This window comes from Pseudomonas sp. CFBP13509, assembly GCF_005233485.1.
Lineage (GTDB): Bacteria > Pseudomonadota > Gammaproteobacteria > Pseudomonadales > Pseudomonadaceae > Aquipseudomonas > Aquipseudomonas marginalis.
On record NZ_QGAA01000006.1, the window covers coordinates 218,967 to 241,467 of the forward strand.

General features: G+C 62.4%; 22 protein-coding genes and 1 riboswitch. Of the genes, 16 read left to right on the forward strand and 6 right to left on the reverse strand.

Going from position 1 to position 22,501, the window contains the following annotated elements; all coding sequences use genetic code 11:
• Positions 1-66 precede the first annotated feature (66 nt).
• Positions 67-1,380 carry a PQQ-dependent sugar dehydrogenase gene (locus PspCFBP13509_RS12395; protein WP_137212112.1) on the reverse strand — a complete coding sequence of 438 codons (1,314 nt, stop codon included), beginning with the start codon at positions 1,378-1,380 and terminating at the stop codon, positions 67-69.
• Between the two features lie 99 nt (positions 1,381-1,479).
• Positions 1,480-1,736: riboswitch (cobalamin riboswitch) on the forward strand.
• Positions 1,737-1,809: 73 nt separating this feature from the next.
• On the opposite strand from PspCFBP13509_RS12395, the gene cobO reads away from it, so the two are divergent.
• From cobO to PspCFBP13509_RS12465, 14 genes are all read left to right on the forward strand, one after another.
• Positions 1,810-2,421, forward strand: a complete 612-nt coding sequence (gene cobO / locus PspCFBP13509_RS12400; protein WP_137212113.1) for a cob(I)yrinic acid a,c-diamide adenosyltransferase — start codon at positions 1,810-1,812, stop codon at positions 2,419-2,421.
• Positions 2,418-3,767, forward strand: a complete 1,350-nt coding sequence (locus PspCFBP13509_RS12405; RefSeq protein WP_065946845.1) for a cobyrinate a,c-diamide synthase — start codon at positions 2,418-2,420, stop codon at positions 3,765-3,767. Before cobO ends, PspCFBP13509_RS12405 begins: the two co-directional genes overlap by 4 nt.
• Positions 3,764-4,414 (forward strand): 5,6-dimethylbenzimidazole synthase, encoded by a 651-nt coding sequence (gene bluB / locus PspCFBP13509_RS12410; protein WP_065946844.1) that lies wholly within the window; start codon positions 3,764-3,766, stop codon positions 4,412-4,414. The genes PspCFBP13509_RS12405 and bluB overlap by 4 nt, the downstream gene beginning before the upstream one ends.
• Entirely contained in the window at positions 4,411-5,319 is a 909-nt protein-coding gene (gene cbiB / locus PspCFBP13509_RS12415; protein ID WP_137212114.1) for an adenosylcobinamide-phosphate synthase CbiB, read from the forward strand. Before bluB ends, cbiB begins: the two co-directional genes overlap by 4 nt.
• Complete coding sequence (gene cobD, locus PspCFBP13509_RS12420; protein WP_137212115.1) at positions 5,312-6,301, forward strand: threonine-phosphate decarboxylase CobD; 990 nt, start codon at positions 5,312-5,314, stop codon at positions 6,299-6,301. Before cbiB ends, cobD begins: the two co-directional genes overlap by 8 nt.
• On the forward strand, positions 6,298-7,749 hold the full coding sequence (locus tag PspCFBP13509_RS12425) for a cobyric acid synthase (RefSeq protein ID WP_065946843.1): 1,452 nt from the start codon (positions 6,298-6,300) through the stop codon (positions 7,747-7,749). Before cobD ends, PspCFBP13509_RS12425 begins: the two co-directional genes overlap by 4 nt.
• Before the next feature lie 370 nt (positions 7,750-8,119).
• A complete protein-coding gene (gene cobU, locus PspCFBP13509_RS12435; protein ID WP_092355238.1) occupies positions 8,120-8,641 on the forward strand; it encodes a bifunctional adenosylcobinamide kinase/adenosylcobinamide-phosphate guanylyltransferase in 522 nt (173 codons plus the stop codon).
• Positions 8,638-9,693: a nicotinate-nucleotide--dimethylbenzimidazole phosphoribosyltransferase gene (cobT, locus tag PspCFBP13509_RS12440; RefSeq protein WP_137212116.1), complete on the forward strand. Its 1,056-nt coding sequence runs from the start codon at positions 8,638-8,640 to the stop codon at positions 9,691-9,693. The genes cobU and cobT overlap by 4 nt, the downstream gene beginning before the upstream one ends.
• Positions 9,690-10,265 (forward strand): alpha-ribazole phosphatase family protein, encoded by a 576-nt coding sequence (cobC, locus tag PspCFBP13509_RS12445; RefSeq protein WP_065924927.1) that lies wholly within the window; start codon positions 9,690-9,692, stop codon positions 10,263-10,265. Before cobT ends, cobC begins: the two co-directional genes overlap by 4 nt.
• Before the next feature lie 2 nt (positions 10,266-10,267).
• Positions 10,268-10,996 (forward strand): adenosylcobinamide-GDP ribazoletransferase, encoded by a 729-nt coding sequence (locus PspCFBP13509_RS12450; RefSeq protein WP_074847416.1) that lies wholly within the window; start codon positions 10,268-10,270, stop codon positions 10,994-10,996.
• A gap of 42 nt (positions 10,997-11,038) precedes the next feature.
• On the forward strand, positions 11,039-11,443 hold the full coding sequence (locus PspCFBP13509_RS12455) for a MarR family winged helix-turn-helix transcriptional regulator (protein ID WP_065946841.1): 405 nt from the start codon (positions 11,039-11,041) through the stop codon (positions 11,441-11,443).
• Between the two features lie 63 nt (positions 11,444-11,506).
• Positions 11,507-12,706: an MFS transporter gene (locus PspCFBP13509_RS12460; RefSeq protein WP_161985728.1), complete on the forward strand. Its 1,200-nt coding sequence runs from the start codon at positions 11,507-11,509 to the stop codon at positions 12,704-12,706.
• A complete protein-coding gene (locus PspCFBP13509_RS31965; protein ID WP_256097712.1) occupies positions 12,703-12,825 on the forward strand; it encodes a hypothetical protein in 123 nt (40 codons plus the stop codon). Before PspCFBP13509_RS12460 ends, PspCFBP13509_RS31965 begins: the two co-directional genes overlap by 4 nt.
• 35 nt (positions 12,826-12,860) lie before the next feature.
• A complete protein-coding gene (locus tag PspCFBP13509_RS12465) occupies positions 12,861-13,412 on the forward strand; it encodes a glutathione peroxidase (RefSeq protein ID WP_137212118.1) in 552 nt (183 codons plus the stop codon).
• Positions 13,413-13,477: 65 nt separating this feature from the next.
• Here the strand turns inward: PspCFBP13509_RS12465 and PspCFBP13509_RS12470 are convergent, their stop codons facing one another.
• The 4 genes from PspCFBP13509_RS12470 to PspCFBP13509_RS12490 all read right to left on the reverse strand — a co-directional run bounded on the left by PspCFBP13509_RS12470 (position 13,478) and on the right by PspCFBP13509_RS12490 (position 16,641).
• Positions 13,478-14,761: an OmpP1/FadL family transporter gene (locus PspCFBP13509_RS12470; protein WP_065924931.1), complete on the reverse strand. Its 1,284-nt coding sequence runs from the start codon at positions 14,759-14,761 to the stop codon at positions 13,478-13,480.
• A gap of 146 nt (positions 14,762-14,907) precedes the next feature.
• Positions 14,908-15,390: a hypothetical protein gene (locus tag PspCFBP13509_RS12475; RefSeq protein WP_065946840.1), complete on the reverse strand. Its 483-nt coding sequence runs from the start codon at positions 15,388-15,390 to the stop codon at positions 14,908-14,910.
• A gap of 279 nt (positions 15,391-15,669) precedes the next feature.
• The gene (locus PspCFBP13509_RS12480; protein WP_010563939.1) at positions 15,670-15,891 is read right to left on the reverse strand and encodes a hypothetical protein; all 222 of its coding nucleotides are present in this window, start codon (positions 15,889-15,891) and stop codon (positions 15,670-15,672) included.
• A gap of 444 nt (positions 15,892-16,335) precedes the next feature.
• A complete protein-coding gene (locus PspCFBP13509_RS12490) occupies positions 16,336-16,641 on the reverse strand; it encodes a hypothetical protein (RefSeq protein ID WP_065924933.1) in 306 nt (101 codons plus the stop codon).
• 457 nt (positions 16,642-17,098) lie between these two features.
• Between PspCFBP13509_RS12490 and PspCFBP13509_RS12495 the strand changes: the two genes are divergently transcribed.
• Together PspCFBP13509_RS12495 and rmuC are read left to right on the forward strand one after the other, a co-directional pair.
• A complete protein-coding gene (locus PspCFBP13509_RS12495) occupies positions 17,099-17,422 on the forward strand; it encodes a hypothetical protein (protein WP_065924934.1) in 324 nt (107 codons plus the stop codon).
• A gap of 175 nt (positions 17,423-17,597) precedes the next feature.
• Positions 17,598-18,962 (forward strand): DNA recombination protein RmuC, encoded by a 1,365-nt coding sequence (gene rmuC / locus PspCFBP13509_RS12500; protein WP_174562748.1) that lies wholly within the window; start codon positions 17,598-17,600, stop codon positions 18,960-18,962.
• Between the two features lie 62 nt (positions 18,963-19,024).
• Here the strand turns inward: rmuC and PspCFBP13509_RS12505 are convergent, their stop codons facing one another.
• Positions 19,025-22,495, reverse strand: coding sequence for a hybrid sensor histidine kinase/response regulator (locus PspCFBP13509_RS12505; protein ID WP_137212119.1), 3,471 nt, complete (start codon positions 22,493-22,495; stop codon positions 19,025-19,027).
• Positions 22,496-22,501: the final 6 nt, after the last annotated feature.

Here is a 22,501-nt window from a genome sequence, read left to right on the forward strand (position 1 = left end):
TCAAGTCGTAAGCTGCAAGAGGGTGCAATGCCACCTTGCAGCTCCACGCTGAAGCTTGCGGCTTCGCTACCTAGTGGCCGACACCCGCCACACCTTATTCCCCACATCATCCGCCACCAGCAAATCCCCTTGCTGATCGATCACCACGCCCACCGGCCGGCCCATGGCGTTCTCATCTTTATCGAGAAACCCGGTCAGCACGTCCACTGGCTGCCCTTTAGGCTGGCCTGCCTCGAACGGCACGAAGATCACCTTGTAGCCACTGTGGGGCTTGCGGTTCCATGAGCCATGCTGGCCGATGAACGCGCCGTTGCTGAACGGCGCCGGGAGTTTGCTGCCCTCGGCGAACGTCAGTCCCAAAGACGCGGTGTGCGGCCCTACCGCATAGTCCGGCACGATTGCCTTGGCCACCAGGTCCAGGTTCTGCGGCGTGACGCGTACATCCACATGCTGGCCGTAATAGCTGAAGGGCCAGCCATAGAACCCGCCATCCTTGACCGAGGTGATGTAGTCGGGCACCAGGTCGCTGCCGATCTCGTCGCGCTCGTTTACCGCTGTCCATAGCTTGCCGCTCTGGGGTTCCCAGGCCATGCCGTTAGGGTTACGCAGGCCGGAAGCGATGATGCGCTGCTGGCCGCTGGCGCGATCCACTTCCCAGATAGCCGCCCGGCCCTGTTCCGCCTCAAGGCCGTTCTCACCGACGTTGCTGTTGGAGCCGACGCTCACGTACAGCTTGCTGCCGTCCTTGCTGGCGATCACGTTCTTGGTCCAGTGGTGATTCAGGGGCCCGCCCGGCAGGTCGACCACCTTGGTGCCAGGTGCCTTGATCGCGGTTTCGCCCGCTTGATAGGGAAAACGCAGCAGCTTGTCCGAATCGGCGACGTACAGGTCATTGCCGACCAGTGTCATACCGAAGGGCGAGTTGAGGTTTTCCAGGAACACCGTACGGGTCTCGGCAACCCCATCGTGATCGGCGTCGCGCAGCAGGGTAATACGATTGGGGCTCGGCACCCCGGCACCGGCGCGGCCCATGACCTTCTCCATGACCCAGCCGCGAATGCCCTTGGAATCATCCGGCTTGGGCGGCGCATTGGTTTCTGCCACCAGCACATCGCCGTTGGGTAGCACATACAGCCAGCGCGGGTGGTCCAGGCCTTCGGCGAACGCCGCCACTTGGGTGCCGGCCGCCGCCGTTGGCTTCACGCCCTCCGGCCAGCCGATAGCCGGGGCAATGTTCACCGTGGGAATCAGGGTTTTGTTCGGCTCGGGTAGCTGCGGCGACGGCCCGGTGCCGTCGGACACCTGCAGGGTGGAGCTTTCACCGCAGGCCGCGAGGGTGCCGGCGAGCATGATGAGTAGGGCGAGTCTGGTTTTATGCATGGTGTTCTCCTTGATACCTGTAAGGGTAGAGGAGGGCGCTGGTGCGATGGTTCAAGTGCAAGGCCAGCTTTAATTGACGCTCCACCCCCAACCCACTAACCTTCGCGGCTTGTTTCAGGTGCTCTGTGACCCATGGGTCGACCGAGTGAAACAGGGAAGCCGGTGAGCGAGCGCACTTGTACACAGTGCTGCCGCGATTCCGGCGCTGCCCCCGCAACGGTAAATGAGTCAAGACGGTGCCTTTTGCCACTGTATCGCCCGCGATATGGGAAGGCGCGCCGTCGGCGTGTTCGCTCTGTCGATGAGCCAGCGCACCACTCATGAGCCCGGAGACCGGCCTGGATCATCCAACAGCATCACGGTGGGCGATGCTTGGCTGTCTGTTTTTTCCTGCCTGCCGTTTTTGTCCAGCCCCAACGGAGAGCTGCCATGACCGATACCCCCGACCGCGACGAACGCCACCTGGCGCGCATGCTGCGCAAAAAAGCCGTGATCGACGAGCGCATCGCCAATTCCCCCAATGAGTGCGGCTTGCTGCTGGTGCTGACCGGCAACGGCAAAGGCAAGAGCAGCTCGGCATTCGGCATGCTCGCGCGCGCCATGGGCCACGGCATGCAGTGCGGTGTGGTGCAGTTCATCAAGGGGCGCAACAGCACCGGTGAGGAGTTGTTCTTCCGTCGCTTCCCCGAGCAAGTGCGTTTCCACGTGATGGGCGAAGGCTTCACCTGGGAGACCCAGGACCGCCAGCGCGATATCGCTGCCGCCGAAGCCGCCTGGGCCGTGTCTCGCGAACTGCTGCAAGACCCGCGCATCGGCCTGGTGGTGCTGGATGAGCTGAACATCGCCCTCAAGCATGGTTACCTCGACTTGGACCAGGTCCTCAGCGACCTGCACGCGCGTCCGCCGATGCAGCACGTGGTCGTCACCGGCCGTGGCGCCAAGCCTGAATTGATCGAAATGGGCGATACCGTCACCGAAATGGGCATGCTCAAGCACGCGTTCCAGGCCGGGATCAAGGCACAGAAGGGCGTCGAACTTTGAATCAGCCCCGTCACTGCCCGGCCGTCCTGATCGCTGCACCGGCGTCCGGCCAGGGCAAAACCACCGTCACCGCCGCGCTGGCCCGTTTGCACCGCAACCTGGGGCGCAGGGTACGCGTGTTCAAATGCGGCCCGGATTTCCTGGACCCGATGATCCACGAGCGCGCCAGCGGTGCGCCGGTATATCAATTGGACATGTGGATGGTGGGCGAGCAGGAAAGTCGCCGCCTGCTGTGGGAAGCGGCGGGTGAGGCCGACCTGATCCTGATCGAAGGCGTGATGGGCCTGTTCGATGGCACACCGTCCAGCGCCGACCTGGCGCGGCATTTCGGCGTGCCGGTGCTCGGTGTGATCGACGGCACCGCCATGGCCCAGACGTTTGGCGCCCTGGCCCTGGGCCTGGCGCGCTATCAGCCGGACCTGCCGTTTGCCGGGGTGCTGGCCAACCGCGTCGGCACCCTGCGCCATGCGCAGTTGCTGGAAGGCAGCCTCACCGAAGGCTTGCGCTGGTATGGCGCCCTGTCCCGCGAAACCGGGATCGAACTGCCCAGCCGCCATTTGGGCCTGGTGCAGGCCAGCGAGCTGAATGACCTCGACGTGCGCCTGGACGCCGCCGCCCAGGCCCTGGGCAGCAGCTGCGAAGTCGCATTGCCGCCACCGGTGACCTTCGCCGCGCCGGAAGTGATCATGGCCGAACCATTGCTGGCCGGTGTGCGCATTGCGGTGGCCCGTGACGAAGCCTTCGCCTTCACCTATGGCGCCAGCCTCGACCTGCTGCGGGCGATGGGGGCCGAGTTGCACTTCTTCTCGCCGATCCATGATCGCCAGCTGCCCGAGGCTGACAGCCTGTATTTGCCCGGCGGTTACCCGGAATTGCACCACCAGGCGCTGTCGCAAAACACGCCGATGCTTGACGCCATTCGTAACCATCATGCCGCCGGCAAACCCTTGCTCGCCGAGTGTGGCGGCATGCTCTACCTGCTGGACTCGCTCACCGATGTCGACGGCACCCGCGCCGAACTGGTCGGCCTGCTGCAAGGCGATGCGGTGATGCAAAAGAAACTCGCGGCCCTGGCCCTGCAAAGTGTCGAACTGCCGGAAGGCGTGCTGCGCGGGCACACGTACCACCATTCCCTGACCAGCACCGAGTGCCAGCCGATTGCCCGTGGCCTGAGCCCGAACGGTGGGCGCGGTGCCGAAGCGGTGTTCCGGCACGGGCGGATGACGGCCTCTTACGTGCACTTCTATTTCCCGTCGAATCCGACGGCGGTAGCCGCGTTGTTTGCCCCGGACCGAGCTGAAACCCCATCCACTGTGGGAGGGGGCTTGCCCCCGATAGGGCCATGACCGACAACGCTTTCCCCCAGGCCGACCGCGACGCCGTCTACCGCGCCATCGCCGAACGCCGCGACATGCGCCACTTCAGCGGCGGCAGTGTCGCGCCCGAATTGCTGCATCGCCTGCTCCAGGCCGCGCACCAGGCGCCCAGTGTCGGCCTGATGCAGCCCTGGCGGTTTATCCGCATCAGCGACCGCGCGTTGCGCAGCCGGATTCAACAGTTGGTGGAAGAAGAACGCGTGCGCACCGCCGAGGCGTTGGGCGAGCGCTCCGATGCGTTCATGAAGCTCAAGGTCGAAGGCATTCACGACTGCGCCGAAGTGCTGGTGGCGGCGTTGATGGATGATCGCGAGCGCCACATCTTCGGGCGGCGCACCTTGCCGGAGATGGACCTGGCGTCGCTGTCCTGTGCGATCCAGAACCTGTGGCTGGCCGCGCGGGTCGAGGGGTTGGGCATGGGCTGGGTCTCGCTGTTCGAACCCCAGGCCCTGGCCGACCTGCTGGGCCTGCCGCCCGGTGCGAAACCCCTGGCGGTCTTGTGCCTGGGGCCGGTGACGGAGTTTTACCCGGCACCGATGTTGCAGCTCGAAGGCTGGACCGAGCCTCGGCCGTTGAGTGACATGGTGTATGAAAATGCGTGGGGAGTGAGTCAATGAGTGTGGCCTTGCTGTGTGTCGCAGCAGTGGCGCTGGATGCGCTGCTGGGCGAGCCCAGGCGCTGGCATCCGCTGGTGGCGTTCGGCAATTTTGCCGGGCGCATCGAGCAGCGTTTCAACAGCGGTGGCCGGGGCTGGCGCAGCCATGGCGTGACCGCGTGGGTTATCGCCGTGGTGCCATTGACCCTGCTGGCCACCGCGTTGTCGTGGGCGCCGTATATCGGCTGGGTCCTGGAGATCCTCGCGTTGTACTGCGCCCTCGGCATGCGCAGCCTCGGCGAGCATGTGATCCCGGTGGCCCAGGCCCTGCGCAGCGATGACCTCGACGCGGCCCGCACACGGGTGAGCTACCTGGTCAGCCGCCAGACCAGTGAACTGGATCGGACTGAAGTCGCCCGTGCCGCCACCGAATCGGTGCTGGAAAACGGCAGCGATGCGGTGTTTGCCGCGTTGTTCTGGTTTGTCGTCGCCGGCGTACCGGGCGTGGTGCTCTACCGCCTGAGCAATACGCTCGACGCGATGTGGGGCTATCGCAACGAACGCTTCGAGCGTTTCGGTTGGGCCGCGGCCAAGATCGACGATGTACTCAACTATGTGCCTGCACGCCTGGTGGCCTTGACCTACGCCGTGCTGGGCAAAACCCGCCTGGCCCTCAAATGCTGGCGCACCCAGGGGCCGACCTGGGACAGCCCCAATGCCGGGCCGGTGATGGCATCCGGCGCTGGCGCGTTGGGCGTTGAGCTGGGTGGCGCCGCGATTTACCAAGGCGAGGTGCACCAGCGTCCGCCACTGGGCGAAGGCCCGGCGGCGGATGCCGACTCTATCGACCGCGGCTGGCAACTGGTGCAGCGCGGCGTATGGTTGTGGTTGCTGATTCTCTGCGTGGGGGGGCAATTTTATGCTTGAGCACGGTGGCCGGCTGCGCAAGGCAGCGATTCAGTACGGGATTGCCGAGGCCGATTGGCTGGACCTGTCTAGCGGCCTCGCACCCTGGCCATGGCCGATCCCGGAGATTCCGCTGCGGGCCTGGGCGCGCTTGCCGGAGTCCGACGACGGCCTGGAACAGGCGGCCAGCGAGTATTACGGCGCCGCGCATCTGCTGCCGGTGCCCGGCTCCCAGGCGGCGATTCAGTTGCTGCCGCGCCTGCGCCGTGCCGGCAAGGTCGGCGTGCTGTCGCCGTGCTACGCCGAACATGCGGAGGCCTGGCGGCGTGCCGGCTACGTGGTGCGTGAAGTGCAGGAGCAGGAAGTCGACTTCTTCCTCGACGTCCTCGACGTGCTGGTGGTGGTCAATCCCAATAACCCCACCGGACTGAGCCTGGCTCCGCAACGCCTGCTGGACTGGCACACAAGGCTGGCCCAGCGCGGCGGCTGGCTGGTGGTGGACGAAGCGTTCATGGATGTCACCCCGCAGTTGAGCCTGGCGAGCCAGGCCCATCAGGTCGGCCTGATTGTGCTGCGTTCGTTCGGCAAGTTTTTCGGCCTGGCCGGGGTGCGCCTGGGCTTTGTGCTGGCCGAGCGCAGGCTGCTCAAGTTGCTGGCCGAACAGGTTGGGCCCTGGGCTGTCAGCGGGCCGACGCGGGTACTGGGCCAAGTGTGCCTGCGCGATACTGCCGGTCATGCACGGCAGCGGGCACGCTGCATCGAGGCCGGCCAGCGTTTGTTTGAACTGCTCGAGCGTCGTGGCTTTCAACCCCAGGGCGGCTGCGCGTTGTTCCAATGGTTGATCACCCCGCACGCCGAGCGCATGCACGAATTCATGGCCCAGCGCGGCATCTTGCTGCGCCTGTTTGTGCACAACAGCAGCGTGCGGTTTGGCCTGCCCGGCACCGAGGCCGATTGGTCGCGTCTCGACGAAGCGCTGGCTGCCTACAAGGACGCCTCATGAGTACGCTGATGGTGCAAGGCACCACCTCCGATGCCGGCAAAAGTACCCTGGTGACCGCGTTGTGCCGTTGGCTGGTACGCCAGGGCATTGCCGTGGTGCCGTTCAAACCGCAGAACATGGCGCTCAACAGTGCGGTGACGGCCGAGGGCGGCGAGATCGGTCGTGCCCAGGCGGTGCAGGCCCAGGCGGCCAACCTGGCGCCCCATACCGACATGAACCCGGTGCTGCTCAAGCCCAACAGCGACACCGGCTCCCAGGTGATCATCCATGGCCGCGCCGTGACCAGCATGAACGCGGTGGCCTATCACGACTACAAAGCCATCGCGATGCAGGCGGTGCTGGCTTCCCACGCGCGGTTGAGCGAAGCCTACCCGGTGGTGATGGTGGAAGGCGCAGGCTCCCCGGCGGAGATCAACCTGCGCGCCAACGACATTGCCAATATGGGCTTCGCCGAGGCCGTCGACTGCCCGGTGCTGCTGATTGCCGACATCAATCGCGGCGGGGTGTTCGCCCATCTGGTCGGCACCCTGGAATTGCTCTCTCCCAGCGAACAGGCGCGGGTCAAGGGCTTCATCATCAACCGCTTTCGCGGCGACATCGCACTGCTGCAACCCGGCCTGGATTGGTTGCAGGCACGCACCGGCAAACCGGTGGTGGGCGTATTGCCCTACGTGATGGACCTGCACCTGGAAGCCGAGGACGGTATCGACCAACGCCAGATCGACAAGGCGGCGCAGGTGCTCAAGGTGGTGGTGCCGGTGTTGCCGCGCATCAGCAACCATACGGATTTCGATCCGCTGCGCCTGCATCCCCAGGTGGACTTGCAGTTCATCGGGCCGGGCCAGCCGATTCCGGCCGCCGACCTGGTCATCCTGCCGGGCTCGAAAAGCGTGCGCAGCGACCTCGCGTACCTGCGTGCCCATGGCTGGGACACCGCCGTGGCGCGGCACTTGCGCTACGGCGGCAAGGTGCTGGGGATTTGCGGCGGGCTGCAGATGTTGGGCGAGCAGGTGCATGACCCGTTGGGCTTGGAAGGGGGGGCGGGTTCCAGTGAGGGGCTGGGGTTGTTGGCGTTCAGCACGACCTTGGAAGAAGAGAAGCAATTGCGCAATGTGCGTGGGCGGTTGGTGCTGGAGGATGCTGAGGTCAGTGGGTATGAGATTCATGCAGGGGTGACGTCGGGCGATGCGCTGTCTCATGCCGCCGTGGTGCTGGACGACGGGCGTAGTGATGGGGCTTTGAGTGCTGACGGGCAGATCCTTGGTACGTATCTGCATGGTTTGTTCGAGACGCCGGCGGCTTGCAGTGCCTTGTTGCGTTGGGCTGGGTTGGAGGATGTGCAGGAAGTGGATTATCACGCTTTGCGCGAGCGGGACATTGAGCGGTTGGCGGATTTGGTGGAGAACCATTTGGACACCGATTTGTTGCGTAGTCTGTGTGGGGTTTAAGGGTGTACACACGGTTCAAATGTGGGAGGGGACTTTCGGTGTACATATCCATTCCTGCGGTAACGGCCACTTATGGTTCCGCTCTTACAGCGGCTCACTTTTGGAAAGGCCCAAAAGTAAGCAAAAGGCCTTCGCCCCACCACTCGGCACCTCGCTTGGGCTCGGTGTGCCCGAACGCAGGCTTGAATCCGTGGGCCGCCGCAATGGGCCATCCCTGGCCCAGTGCGGCTAACCCGGCGTCCTGCCGGGTTACCCACGGATTCAAGCCTGCGTTCGGCCAGCGTGGTTTACGGGGCGACTTCAGATCAAAAGCAGGATCAAAAACGACTCGCTTCGCATCGTGGAGTGGTGGGTGGGGAGGGGGGGTCTCATGCTTCAACTGATTTTAGGTGGCGCTCGTTCCGGTAAAAGCCGCTTGGCCGAAAAGCTCGCCAGCGACAGCGCTTTGCCCGTCATTTATATCGCCACCAGCCAACCGCTTGACGGCGAGATGAATGCCCGCGTTGCCTTGCATCGCGAGCGTCGCCCTGATCACTGGGGTTTGATCGAAGAACCTGTCGAGCTGGCGCGTGTGCTACGCGAAAACGCTGCGCCCGGTCGTTGCCTGTTGGTGGATTGCCTGACCCTGTGGCTGACCAATCTGCTGATGCTCGAAGACGCGCAGCGCCTGGCGTTCGAGCGCGATCAATTGCTGGAAAGCCTGGCCGTGCTGCCGGGTGAAATTATTTTTGTCAGCAACGAGACCGGTCTGGGTGTCGTGCCGCTGGGCGAATTGACTCGCCGCTATGTGGATGAAGCCGGTTGGCTGCATCAAGCCTTGGCCGAGCGCTGTCAGCGTGTTGTCCTGACGGTTGCCGGCCTGCCCCTGACGTTGAAAGGTACTGCGTTATGACTGACACCTGGTGGCTCAACCCTTGTAAGGCCATTGACGCCTCGGCGTACGAACAAGCCCTGGCGCGCCAGCAGCAATTGACCAAGCCGGCCGGTTCCCTGGGCCAGCTGGAAGCGCTGGCGGTGCAATTGGCCGGCTTGCAGGGCCAGGTTAAACCGTCGGTGGACCGGCTGTGGATTGCCATCTTTGCCGGTGACCATGGTGTGGTTGCCGAGGGTGTATCGGCATTTCCCCAGGAAGTGACCGGGCAGATGCTGCATAACTTTGTCACCGGTGGCGCGGCCATCAGTGTATTGGCGCGGCAACTGGATGCGCAGTTGGAAGTGGTCGACCTCGGTACGGTGACCCCTTCGCTGAGCCTGCATGGCGTGCGTCACCTGAATATCGGCGCGGGCACCGCCAATTTCGTCAAGGGCCCGGCAATGACCGGTGCCCAGTGCCGATTGGCATTGCAGGCGGGTCGCGACAGTGTGCTGCGCGCCCGTGAAAGCGGTGCGCAGTTGTTTGTTGGCGGCGAGATGGGCATTGGCAACACCACCGCCGCCAGTGCGCTGGCCTGCGCCTTGCTCGATTGCCAGGTGACCGAGCTGACAGGCCCGGGCACCGGGTTGAATGCCCAAGGCGTCAGTCACAAGGTGGCGGTGATCGAACGCGCGCTGGCCGTGCATGCGGCGCAGCGTGGGGATGCGCTGCACACCCTGTGCAATCTCGGTGGCTTTGAAATCGCTGCCCTGGTGGGCGCTTATCTGGCCTGCGCCCAGGAAGGCATCGTGGTGCTGGTGGATGGGTTTATCTGCACCGTCGCGGCACTGGTCGCCACGCGCTTGAACCCGGCGTGCCGCGAATGGCTGCTGTTCGGCCACCGCGGCGCCGAGCCTGGCCATCGCCATGTCTTGCAGAGCCTCGATGCACAACCGTTGCTGGAACTCGGCCTGCGCCTGGGCGAGGGCAGTGGCGCGGCGTTGGCGGTGCCATTGCTGCGCCTGGCCTGTGCGCTGCACGGGCAGATGGCGACGTTTGCCGAAGCGGCCGTGGCAGACCGTCCGGCATGACCTTGCACCTGGACCTGTTGCGCCATGGCGAAACCGAACTGGGGGGTGGCCTGCGCGGCAGCCTGGACGATGCATTGACCGCCAAGGGCTGGGAACAGATGCGCGCCGCTGTGGTGGCACAGGGGCCCTGGGATCGGCTGATCAGCTCGCCGCTGCAACGCTGCGCGCGGTTCGCGGATGAACTGGGCGCGCGGCTGAATGTGCCGGTGAGTCTGGAAAAGGACCTGCAGGAACTGCACTTCGGTGCCTGGGAAGGGCAAAGTGCGGCAGCGCTGATGGAGACCGACGCCGAAGGCCTGGGCCGGTTTTGGGCCGATCCCTATAGCTTCACGCCGCCCCAGGGCGAACCGGTCAGCGCGTTTTCCCTGCGGGTTTTGGGCGCCGTCCTGCGCCTGCATAAGGCGTATGCCGGTGAGCGTGTGCTGTTGATCAGCCACGGCGGGGTGATGCGTTTGCTGTTGGCCCACGCTCGGGGGCTGCCCCGTGAGCAGTTGCTGAATGTCGAAGTCGCTCATGGTGGGTTGTTCAACCTGCAGGTCGGCGCCGATGGCGTGTTGAAGGAAGGAATCTGAGCATGCTGCCGTTCTGGATCGCCGTGCAGTTCCTGAGCAGTTTGCCGATTCGCCTGCCGGGTATGCCGCAACCGCAGGAACTGGGGCGCTCGTTGCTGTTTTATCCTGTGGTCGGGTTGCTGTTCGGCGTGCTGCTGTGGGGGCTCAATACGCTGTTGATCGGATCACCGCTGTTGTTGCACGCCGCGCTGCTGCTGACGGCCTGGGTGTTGCTCAGTGGCGGCTTGCACCTCGACGGCCTGGCGGACAGCGCCGATGCCTGGCTGGGTGGCTTCGGCGACCGCGAGCGCACCCTCAGCATCATGAAAGACCCGCGCAGCGGGCCGATTGCGGTGGTCACCCTGGGCCTGGTGTTGCTGCTCAAGTTCACCGCGCTGGTGGCTTTGATCGAACAGCGCAACGGTGTGGCGTTGATTCTCGCGCCGTTGATCGGCCGCGCGTCGATGCTGGGGTTGTTTCTCACCACCCGTTATGTGCGAGCGGGTGGGTTGGGCCAGGCGTTGTCGGATCATTTACCGCGCGTCGTCGGGCAACAGGTGCTGATCCTCAGTGGCCTGGCCTGCATCCTGATCGGTGGTTTCAGCGGGGGGCTCGCTGTGCTGCTCGCGGCCGTGTGTTTTATCGGCCTGCGCCAACTGATGGTCAATCGCCTCGGCGGCACCACCGGCGATACCGCTGGCGCGCTGCTGGAGCTGCTGGAAGTGGCTGTTCTGGTCGGTTTGGCGTTGTAACACTTTCTTGCATTTCCTTAATCGCGGGTATATACACGTTCCATGCTTGCCTCCCAATGTTTATGTACCAACCTGCGACGTGCCGCCCGTGGCGTCAGCAGGCACTACGACGGCGCCCTCGACGGCTTCGGGATCAACGTCGCCCAGTATTCCTTGCTGTGCAACCTGCAGCGCCTCGATCAACCGAGCATTTCCAGCCTGGCCGACGCCATGGGCCTGGATCGCAGCACCTTGGGGCGCAACCTGCGGGTGTTGGAAGGTGAGGGCCTGGTGCGGATGGTAGAGGGCGATGACCTGCGCAACCGCCTGGTGCTGTTGACCGCCGCCGGTGAAGAGCGCCTGGCGGCAGCGTTACCCGCCTGGGAGGCGGCGCAACAGAAATTGGTCGATCAACTCGGCGCGGAAAAACGCGAAACCCTGTTGGCCTTGCTGGATGAACTCGCCTGAACGCGGGTTTGTTCGAACACAAGCGGGTATATACCCGCGAACGGAGAATAAGAAATGACGTCGATGTGGCGCACCAGTGGTTGGATCCTTGTAGGGAGTGCGCTGATCCTGGCGTTGTCCTTGGGCGTGCGGCACGGGTTCGGCCTGTTCCTGGCGCCGATGAGCAGCGAATTCGGCTGGGGCCGTGAGACCTTTGCCTTTGCCATCGCCTTGCAGAACCTGATCTGGGGCCTGGCGCAGCCCTTTACCGGTGCCCTGGCCGACCGGTTCGGCGCCACCAAGGCGGTATTTGTCGGCGGGGTGTTATACGCCGCGGGCCTGGTGTTGATGGGCCTGTCGGATTCGGCGTGGTCATTGTCCTTGAGTGCCGGCCTGCTGATCGGGATTGGCCTGTCGGGTACATCGTTTTCGGTGATTCTGGGCGTGGTCGGCCGCGCCGTGGCGCCGGAAAAGCGCAGCATGGCCATGGGCATTGCCAGTGCCGCCGGTTCGTTTGGCCAGTTCGCCATGGTGCCGGGCACCTTGGGCTTGATCAGTTGGCTGGGCTGGTCGGCCGCGTTGCTGGCGCTGGGCCTGATGGTGGCGCTGATCCTGCCGCTGGTGAGCATGCTCAAGGATCGCCCGCTGCCGGTCATGGCCGGCCAGCAGACCCTGGGTGAAGCCTTGAAGGAAGCCTGCTCCCACTCCGGGTTCTGGCTGCTGGCCTTCGGCTTTTTCGTCTGCGGTTTCCAGGTGGTGTTTATTGGTGTGCACCTGCCGGCCTACCTGGTGGACCAGCACTTGCCGGCCACGGTCGGCACCACGGTGTTGGCGTTGATTGGGTTGTTCAATATCTTCGGCACCTATACCGCCGGCTGGCTTGGCGGGCGCATGTCCAAGCCGCGCCTGTTGACCGGGTTGTACCTGCTGCGCGCGGTGGTGATCATCCTGTTCCTGTGGGCACCGGTGACCGAAGTCACGGCCTACCTGTTCGGCATGGCCATGGGCTTTTTGTGGCTGTCCACGGTACCGCTGACCAACGGCACGGTCGCCACATTGTTCGGAGTGCGAAACCTGTCCATGCTCGGTGGGATCGTGTTCCTTTTCCACCAGCTCGGCTCGTTCCTTGGTGGTTGGTTGGGCGGGGTGGTCTATGATCGAACCGGTAACTACGATTTGATCTGGCAAGTGGCGATCCTGTTGAGCGTGCTCGCCGCAGCCCTGAATTGGCCGGTACGTGAGCGGCCGGTGGCGCGATTGCAGGCGCAGATGGAGATGGCATGAGTTCGACCTGGTATTGGTTTGGCGGGGCAATCGCGGCCGCACTGTTGCTGGCCCTGGCCTGGTGGGGCTGGCAGCGCGGTGGCCTGGCGTTGATGCAACTGGGTATGTCGATCTGTTAAGTTCGGTGCCTGAACTCTTTAAAGGACGTTTCGACATGCAGATGCGCTGGCTGGCTGTACCTGTGCTGATGGCTGCTTTTGGCGGCGTGGCGTTGGCTGCCGATTGCCCGCCGTTGCTGGAGGGTCAATTGCCCAAGTTGCGCGCCAAGGAATCCATCGACCTGTGCCAACGTTTTGCCGGCAAGTCCCTGGTGATCGTCAACACGGCGAGCTTTTGCGGGTTCGCGCCGCAATTCAAAGGCCTCGAAGCGCTGTATCAGCGCTACAAGGATGAAGGGTTGGAGGTGATCGGCGTGCCATCCGATGACTTCAAGCAGGAAGCCAAGACCGGCGAAGAAACCGCCAAGGTCTGCTACGTGAACTACGGCGTGACCTTCACCATGACCGAGCCGCAGAAGGTCAAGGGGCCGGACGCGGTGCACCTGTTCAAGGTATTGGCGCAGCAGAGCAATGCGCCGAAGTGGAATTTCTACAAGTACGTGGTGGACCGCCAGGGCAAGGTGATTGCCGATTTCTCCAGCCTCACCAAGCCGGACAGCCCCGACCTGATCAAGGCGGTGGAGCAGGCGATAGCGTCCAAACCCTGATTATCGGGCACTGAAAAGCCCCGCCTCCCTTGCAGGAGAGCGGGGCTTTTTTACACCCGTGCGGATCAGAAGGTGTAGGTCATGCCCAGGCCGAAACCGTTGGCACTGTTTTCGTACTTGGCGCGGTAACTGGCTGTCGACGGGGCGTTAGCCGTCTGGTTGATCTTGACGTCTTCTTCTTTCAGGTACGAATACGCCAGGTCGACGGTCATGTTATCCATGACTTTGTAGCCCAGGCCCACGCTGAAGATCGTACGGTCGCCCGTCGGGATGCGCGGCGAACGATCGGTGTTGTTGGCCGGGGATTGGTCGAAGGTCAGGCCGGTACGCAGCACGACTTGCTTGGTCAACTGATACGAGGTACCCACGGCGTAGGCCCAGGTGTCGTGCCAATTTTGTTCTTCAGTGATAGAGCCCAGTTGGCTTGGCGCCAGTAAGCCGCCTGCAGCTGTTACGCCTTCGTTGTTGACGGTGATCTCTTTCAGGCGACTCCAACGCGTCCAGGTTGCACCGCCGTAGAGTTTCCAGGCGTCGGTCAGGTCTTGGGTGACCGACAGGTCGTAGGACTCTGGGGTGTCGATTTTCAACGAAGCGTCGTAACGGTTGTTACGCAGGAACGGTTGAGTGGCCGCTGGGCCGCTGACCGTGGTGTGGCCTTCCAGCTTGTACTTGACCTTCGAGTGGTAGGTCAGGCCCACGCGAGTGGTGTCGGTGGCCTGGACCAATACGCCGACGTTGAAACCCAGGGCGGTATCGTCACCCTTGATTTTGACGTTGGTGTCGGAGGCAAGCGGGCTGAGGGTCTTGTCCGACTCAAGCACACCGGAAATCCGGTTGATGGTCGGGCCAAAGCCGATGGATACACGATCATTGAACGCATAGCTGACAGTGGGCTGGAAGGTCATGACCTTCACTTCGCTCTTGCTGCCGAAGCCGCGACCCTGGAAGCCGTTTTCATAGTCGGTCACCAGGCCGAACGGTGCGTATACACCGAAGCCGATAGCCCACTGATCGTTGAGTTTGTTGGTGTAGAAACCGAATGGCACCGCGGTGAACGGAACCATGTCGCCTTTGTTGGAACCGCGAGAGTTGCCACCGGTATTGCTGATATCGGTCGACGCATCAATGGCAGCGACACCACCGGTGATTTGTTGGCCATTCAGACGGGACATACCGGCCGGGTTACCGTAGACAGTGCTTGCATCATCGGCAGAAGAAGAGCGACCTGCGAAACCCGTACCCATCCCGCTGACGCTCTGTTCGTTCAGTGCGAAACCGCTTGCGAACAGTTGGGAGGATGCCATGGCAACGGCGAGGCTAAGTGTGGTCTTGAGCATTACTTTTTTCATTATTAGAACTCCGTGGTGATCACCGCAGCGGAAAGTATCAATAAAATTAACATCGCGCTATAGGCTGTAATGCAGGAGATAGAGCGGTTTTGTAGGACAATCCGACCAAAATTCGGCTTTTTTGCCGAATCTTGCAAATTGCCCGGTCAGCAGGCCACGTGATTCAAGGGCGAAACACAGGTTTGCCAGGCCTGGGTGAAATCCCGCAGCCTTCCTTGAGGATGAAATATTTCTTTCCAGATACGCGCCATGGCTAAAACATCACCGGGTGGTGGCAGGGCGGGGCTGTGTTGTTCGACCAGGAGCCAGGCGATGGCCGTGGCATAACGCAGGTTTACGGTGAGTTCCAGTTGGGGCGCACTGAGAAAGGCGTGTTGGCTGGCGAGCCCGCGTACCAGGCTGGCACGCTCGGGATCGAGCGCCAGGTAGTTATCCCACAAGGCGCGATGGCGAGGTTCGGTGATGCTGTACAGGCCGTGGCCGCGTCGATCATGCAGGGCAGAACCCAATTCCGACTGGCTGGCGGCGATACCCAGCAGCAGTGACTCAGCCGTTGGGCTCTGCTGGCCGAGGTACGTCAAGGTCGGCCGGATCACATAGCGACACAATTCACTGGCTGCGATACCCATACATGCCTCAATCCGTGAAAAGGGTCGACGAGCCCTGAGAAAGGGGGCTTGGCAGCAGTGGATCGGCTCTCAGGCTCGTCGGAAGCGGATCATGCCGCTTGAGTTGAAGTGTAGTGTCATATTCATGAGGTAAAGGACTGTTTTTAAAACATCTTCTTCAACCAGTTATAACGTTTATATCGATTTGAACTTAGTGCAAATACTCGAGGCAAGAATGACGGGCAATAAAAAACCCTGTGTTTTAAACAGGGTTTTTTGTGTTTCAGCGACTCGGGTCGATCAGGCAACCAGTGCCTGACGGGTACGCTCGATCACGGCCTGCAGCGGTTCAGCGCTGGAGTATTGATCGGGGTACAGGCGTTCGCTGTGACGGGCGATGCCGTGTTCGTTGACCAGGGTGAAGCTGAAGCAGCCTTTGCGAGCGGCCATGATCAGGCAGTTCATTGGGGCAAAAGCGTTGGTGAGGGTGCGAATGGCATCCTGAGTGTGGATAGCGGACATATTATTGGTGTTCCTACAAATGACACGGATAAGAACCGTGCAACGTTAAAACGTTCCAGTAACGTTGATCACCATTGATCAAACGAAGAACCCGACTGGAACAAAGCAGCCAGTTTGAAGCGCTGATTAAGTTAGGCGCGCTTGGGCTGGCAGGTAGGTACTTAGGAGGGCAGGCAACACAACAAGGGCAAAGGTTCTGGGCCCGGGGTGAAGATCCTGATCAATTTGCAGGTTGGTTCGGTCAGAGTATTAAAACTTCGCGGCACCCTTTGCTTGTTCAAAGGCAGTGTCGTCGCAAGTGATACCTGGAAACCATCGAGGTGGTCGATCCCGTGTTGTTCAGGGGAGTTGTTCGACCAGAATTGACTTTCAGCTTGGTACTAACGCTGCGGATAGTAACGGATTGAAACAGGCAATGGAAGCGTGCTAGTCAAAAAACTTCAATCAGCCGCCCAGCAGGCCGCGATACACCAGCACCGTGACGGCGGCGGCCAGGGAACAACCCAACCCATAGGCGGCCAGGGTCAGGCGCAAGGATTGGCCGGTCTCGACCATCTTCATCACATCGCCCATGTCATCGATACGCCCTTCACCCAGCTCGATGCACAGGCTCACGGCGGTGAACGCGGCCGATAGCAGGATGGCGATGGCAAACAACGCCCCATCCGGGGATGGCAGTACGACATTTATCCCTAATGAAATGGCACAGATGGCCAGTAACAACACGGCGAATAACAGCATTCCTTTCATCGGCCCACTCAGCGTTGTGTTGTCCGTCGGGCAGTGTGGCGAGCTGGCAAAGATTTGAAAAGTCCCTGTTTTGCCTCGGCGGTAACATTTTTGAAGGCTATCGCTTCAAAAAAAGCCGGGGATATAACCATCGGATCGGTACTTGTGCACATTAGTTGCGGCGTGTGTAACCTGGCTGTCAATCGCTGGACAGGGCCGCCATTTGCCTGCAATGGAAATTTAAGTCAATGAAAAATCTGGCTTTTTTTTATTGGTGAAAAAATCGTCAGTTTGACTGTGGGCCCCGTTCCATGGGCCTTTGCGCGAGTTAAAGGCTGGTTGTCCACTGAGTTATCCACAGCTTCTGTGGATTGTCCCAAGCGCTTGCTCTAGAACGGGCGTGCCGGGTTTTTTCAGCTTTACCTGTGCGAAAAAAAGAGTAGAGTGGCGCGCCTTCCGTTCTGTCCCACAGTGCTTTATGAAGTTTCGCTTAGTATCACCTTCTGTTACCGATACCTCCCAGACTGTTACCGCACCCAAGCGTTTTTCCTTGAAAGTCGCCCTGTGGTTGCTCGACAGCCCACGCCTGGGCCATAGCACCAACATCAAACACTTCGCCGGGCGCTTGCTCAAGCAGCCGGCCCGTGAGGGCGTAGTGGCTGCGCAAAGCCGTCTGGGCCAATTGATGTGCCGCGAGTGCGGCAACGCCCGCGACCGCCGCATCGGCCACGATCTGCTGCGCCTGGCCGCCCGTGCCGGTGACCGCCGTGCCCAACGGGAACTGGGTCAGGTCGAAGACTGAGCTGTCCTCACGCTCTACGCTTGGTTAACCTTGCTCCTTTTCGGTGATGGCAGAAATGGCTATGGTTTTTGACTGGACCAGTGTTGCCCTGGGCCTGGCTGGCGCCACAGTGCCTTTATTGGCGGTGTGCTGGCAGATTCAGCGGCGGTTGACCGCGCGGACCACTGGCTGGGAGCTGCTCGAAGAGCGCCTGGCCACTGCGCAACTGGCCCAGGAGGGCCTCGCCGCTCAACTGGATGCCAGTCGCGATGAAATCAGCGATCTGAGCCAGGCCAACGCCGCCAAGCAAGCTGACCTGGCTGCAGTGCGCCGCGAGGTCGAGCTGTTGCAGATCGATCGCGACAACGCCCGCGACGCCGCCCACGCCTGGAACCTTGACCGCAGCGCCAAGGAAACCGAATTACGCCGCCTCGACGCACTGTCGGCCGCCTTGCGCGCCGAACTGCGCGAGCAGCAGGAAAGCCATCAGCAGCGCCTCGCCGACCTGCAAGGCTCGCGGGACGAGTTGCGTGCGCAGTTCGCTGAGCTGGCCGGCAAGATCTTCGATGAGCGCGAGCAGCGCTTTGCCGAGACCAGCCAGGAGCGCCTGGGCCAGTTGCTCGATCCCTTGAAGGAACGCATCCAGTCCTTCGAAAAACGCGTGGAAGAGAGCTATCAGAACGAGGCTCGCGAGCGCTTTTCCCTGGCCAAGGAGCTTGAACGCCTGCAGCAGCTGAACCTGCGTCTGTCAGACGAAGCCACCAACCTGACCCGCGCCCTCAAGGGCCAGAAAACCCAGGGCAACTGGGGCGAGCTGATCCTCGAACGGGTGCTGGAGCACGCCGGCCTGGAGAAGGGCCGCGAGTACCAGACCCAGGTCAGCCTCAAGGGGCCGGACGGCGAGCGTTTCCAGCCGGATGTGCTGATCATGTTGCCCGGTGACAAGCAGGTGGTGGTGGACTCCAAGGTCAGCCTGACCGCGTACCAGCAGTATGTCGCAGCGGATGATGAGGTGATCGGCCAGGCAGCCTTGAAGCAGCACGTACTGTCGCTGCGCAATCACGTCAAAGGCTTGGCCGGTAAGGATTACAAACGCCTGGAAGGCCTGCACAGCCTGGATTTCGTGTTGTTGTTCGTACCGATCGAAGCCGCTTTTTCCGCGGCCTTGCAGGCCGAACCGAATCTGTTCCAAGAAGCTTTCGACCGGCATATCGTGATCGTCAGCCCAACGACGCTGCTCGCCACCCTGCGGGTGATCGACAGTCTCTGGAAGCAAGAGCGTCAAAGCCAGAACGCCCGCGAAATCGCCGAACGCGCCGGGTGGCTGTACGACAAGTTCGTGCTGTTTATCCAGGATCTGGATGAGGTGGGCAATCGTCTGCAGCAGTTGGATAAGGCTTACAGCGCGGCGCGGAACAAGCTGACAGATGGGCGCGGAAACCTGGTCAGTCGCACCGAGCAATTAAGGTTGCTCGGTGCGCGTGCCAGCAAAAGCCTGCCGGCGGATTTGCTGGAGCGGGCGATGACCGACGCCGACGGCGTCGCGCACCTGCCCGAATAAACACAATCCGAAAGGTGGAAGGGGTGTAGCCCCCTCCCACATGTTGACTGAGTACATCCGGTTTATAGCGGTAAGTGTCGACTCAGCAACGCCCGCAGCGCGGCGGGCTTCACCGGTTTGGCGAGGTAATCCAGCCCCGCCGCATGCACCTCTGCCACCATCTCCGGGCGGCCGTCGGCACTGATGACCACGCCGGGAATCGGCTCCGCCATTTGCGCCCGCAGCCAGCCCATGAGCTCGGTGCCAGTCTCACCGTGGTCGAGGTGGTAATCCACCAGTGCCAGTTGCGGGCGTACGCCTTGCTCCAGCAGCGCCGCACATTGGGCCTGGTCGGTGGCGGTCCACACTTCACAGCCCCAGCGTGTCAGCAGGCTGCGCATACCGATCAGGATGCTCTCTTCGTTGTCCACGCAGAGTACTTGCGCGCCGCTTAACGGCAGGCCGTTCTCCTGGGTAGGCTTGACCTGCGGACTGGCCTGGTTGCGTGCCAGCGGCACACGCACGCTGAACACGCTGCCCTTGCCGGGCCATGAGCGCACGCTCAGGCGATGGCCCAGCACCCGGCACAGGCCGTCGGCAATCGCCAGACCCAGGCCCAGGCCTTTCTCGGCGCGGGTCTGGTGGCTGTCCAGGCGTTTGAACTCTTCGAAGATCACCTTCTGTTTATCCAACGGGATGCCAGGGCCTCGGTCCCAGACTTCCAGGCACAGCTCGCCCTTGCGCCGACGTACGCCCAGCAGCACCGGGCCGTCGGCATACCGGAAAGCGTTAGTCAGAAAATTCTGCAAGATCCGTCGCAGCAACTTGATGTCACTGTCGACGCGCAAGCGGCTGCCGCGCAGGCGAAAACGCAGGCCTTGTTCCTGGGCCAGGGCCTTGAATTCCGCGCCGAGGGTGTCGAACAGTTCGTTGAGCACAAAGGGCTGGCGCTGCGGGTTGATCTTGCCGTTTTCCAGGCGCGAGATATCCAGCAGGTCGCTGATCAGGTCTTCGGCCGAACGCAGCGAGCTGTCCAGGTGCTGTACCAGTTGCCGGGCTTCGCTGGACAGGCCGTCGTTCTGGTGGGAAAGGGCAGCGGAGAACAGGCGGGCGGCGTTCAGCGGTTGCATCAGGTCATGGCTGACGGCCGCGAGGAAGCGCGTCTTTGACTGGCTGGCGGACTCGGCAACGCCCTTGGCATCGGTGAGCGCCACATTGAGCTGCGACAGTTCGTGGGTGCGCTCGGTCACCCGTTGCTCGAGGCCTTCGTTGGCCTCGGTGAGTGCCTGCTCGGCCTCGCGGAACGCGGTAATGTCGGTGAAGCTCATGACGAAGCCGCCGCCGGGCATCGGGTTGCCGATCAGCTCGATCACCCGCCCATTCGGGAACAGCCGCTCTGAGGTATGCGCGCGGCCCTGGCGCATCCAATGCAGGCGGCGCGCCACGTGGACCTCGGCTTCCCCCGGCCCGCACAGGCCGCGCTCGGCGTTGTAGCGGATGATGTCGGCAATCGGTCGGCCTACGCTGATCAGCCCGTCCGGGTAATTGAACAACTCCAGGTAACGCCGGTTCCAGGCCACCAGCTTGAGGGACTGGTCCACCACACTGATGCCCTGGGTGATGTTCTCGATAGCGCCCTGCAGCAATGCGCGATTGAATTGCAGCACTTCCGAGGCTTCGTCGGCGATACGTACGACGTCCTCGAGCTGCATTTCCCGCCCCTCGATCGCCGCTTTCACCACGGCCCGAGTCGAGGATGCGCCGAGCACACCGGCCAGCAATCGCTCGGTGTGTGCGATCCAGTCGTTGTCGGCATTCTGGTTGGGGTTAAAGCCTTTGCCCTGGCGATAGGCGAAGCGGATAAAACTCTGCTGGGCCCGTTCTTCGCCGACAAACCGCGCGGCCAGGCTGAGCAGGTCGCTGATCTGTACCGACAGCATCGAGCGGGCATTGGCGCGCTGGCTGATTTCCTGGCCGATAAAGCGCCCGGCTTGCCAGTGTTCCGAGACACGTGTGCGCGACAGCATCGACACCCACACGAACAGCGTGAAGTTACCGGCCAGGGAGAACACGGTGCCCAGGGTCAGTGAGGTGACGGACAAACCGAGCGGCTGCGAATGCATCCACGTCAGCCCCGGGAAAATGGCGAGGGACCAACCCAGGCTTTTCGCGGTAACCGGCAGGACCAAGGTGTAGAACCACAGGAACGTACCCGCCGCCAGCCCCGCAAATACACCGCGTCGGTTGGCTTGCTTCCAATACAGTGCGCCAAGCATGGCCGGGGCCAGTTGAGTCACCGCGGCAAACGCGATCTGGCCGATGGTCGCCAGGCTCGCGGTGGAGCCCAGCAGGCGGTAGCTGACATACGCCAGCAGCAGGATGATCACGATGCTGACCCGGCGCACCGACAGCATCCAGTGGCGGAACACTTCGAACGGCCGCTCGGCGCTGGAACGGCGCAGCAGCCAGGGCAGCAGCATGTCGTTGGAGACCATGGTCGACAAGGCGATGCTCGCCACGATCACCATGCCGGTGGCCGCCGACGCACCGCCGATAAACGCCAGCACGGCGAGGGCCGGGTGGGCTTCGGCCATGGGCAGGCTGATCACGTAGGAGTCCGGCAGCACCGAGCCGGGCAGCATCATTTTGCCGCCCAAGGCGATCGGCACGACAAACAGCGCGGCGAGGATCAGGTAGGCCGGGAACACCCACTTGGCCAGGCGCAGATCCTGGGGGTCGATGTTCTCCACGACCGTCACATGGAACTGCCGAGGCAAGCAGATGATCGCCATCATGGCGACGCCGGTCTGTACCACCATCGACGGCCAGTTGATGGTTTCCTTCCAGTATTCCTCCAGGCGTGGCGCGAGCATCGCCTGGCTGAACAGGTCGCCGAAACCGTCGTACAGGCCGTAGGTCACAAACGCCCCGACCGCGAGAAAGGCGAACAGCTTCACCAACGATTCAAACGCAATCGCCAGCACCATGCCGCGGTGGTGTTCGGTGGCGTCGAGGTTGCGGGTACCGAACACAATGGTGAACAGCGCCAGCACCAGGGACACGATCAGCGCCGTGTCCTGGGCTCGGGTGCCGGTGGTATCGGCACCTGCGCCAATCAGCAGGTTGACCCCCAGCACAATGCCTTTGAGTTGCAGGGCGATATAAGGCAGCACGCCCACCAGGCAGATCAGCGCGACCACCACCGCCAGGGACTGGGATTTGCCATAGCGTGCGGCGATGAAGTCGGCGATGGAGGTGATGTTTTCCTGCTTGCTGATCAGGATCATCTTCTGCAGGACCCAGGGTGCCAACACCAGCAACAGCACCGGTCCCAGGTAGATCGGTAAGAACGCCCACAGCTGTTCGGCGGCCTGGCCTACGGCGCCGAAGAAGGTCCAGCTGGTGCAGTAGACGGCCAGCGACAGGCTATAGACCCAGGCACGCATGCGCGGCGGCAGCGGCGCACGGCGGCGGTCACCGTAGAAGGCGATGGCAAACATAATGGCCATATAGGCCAGGGCAACGGCGGCGATCAGCCCGCTGGACAGCGTCATGGTAAC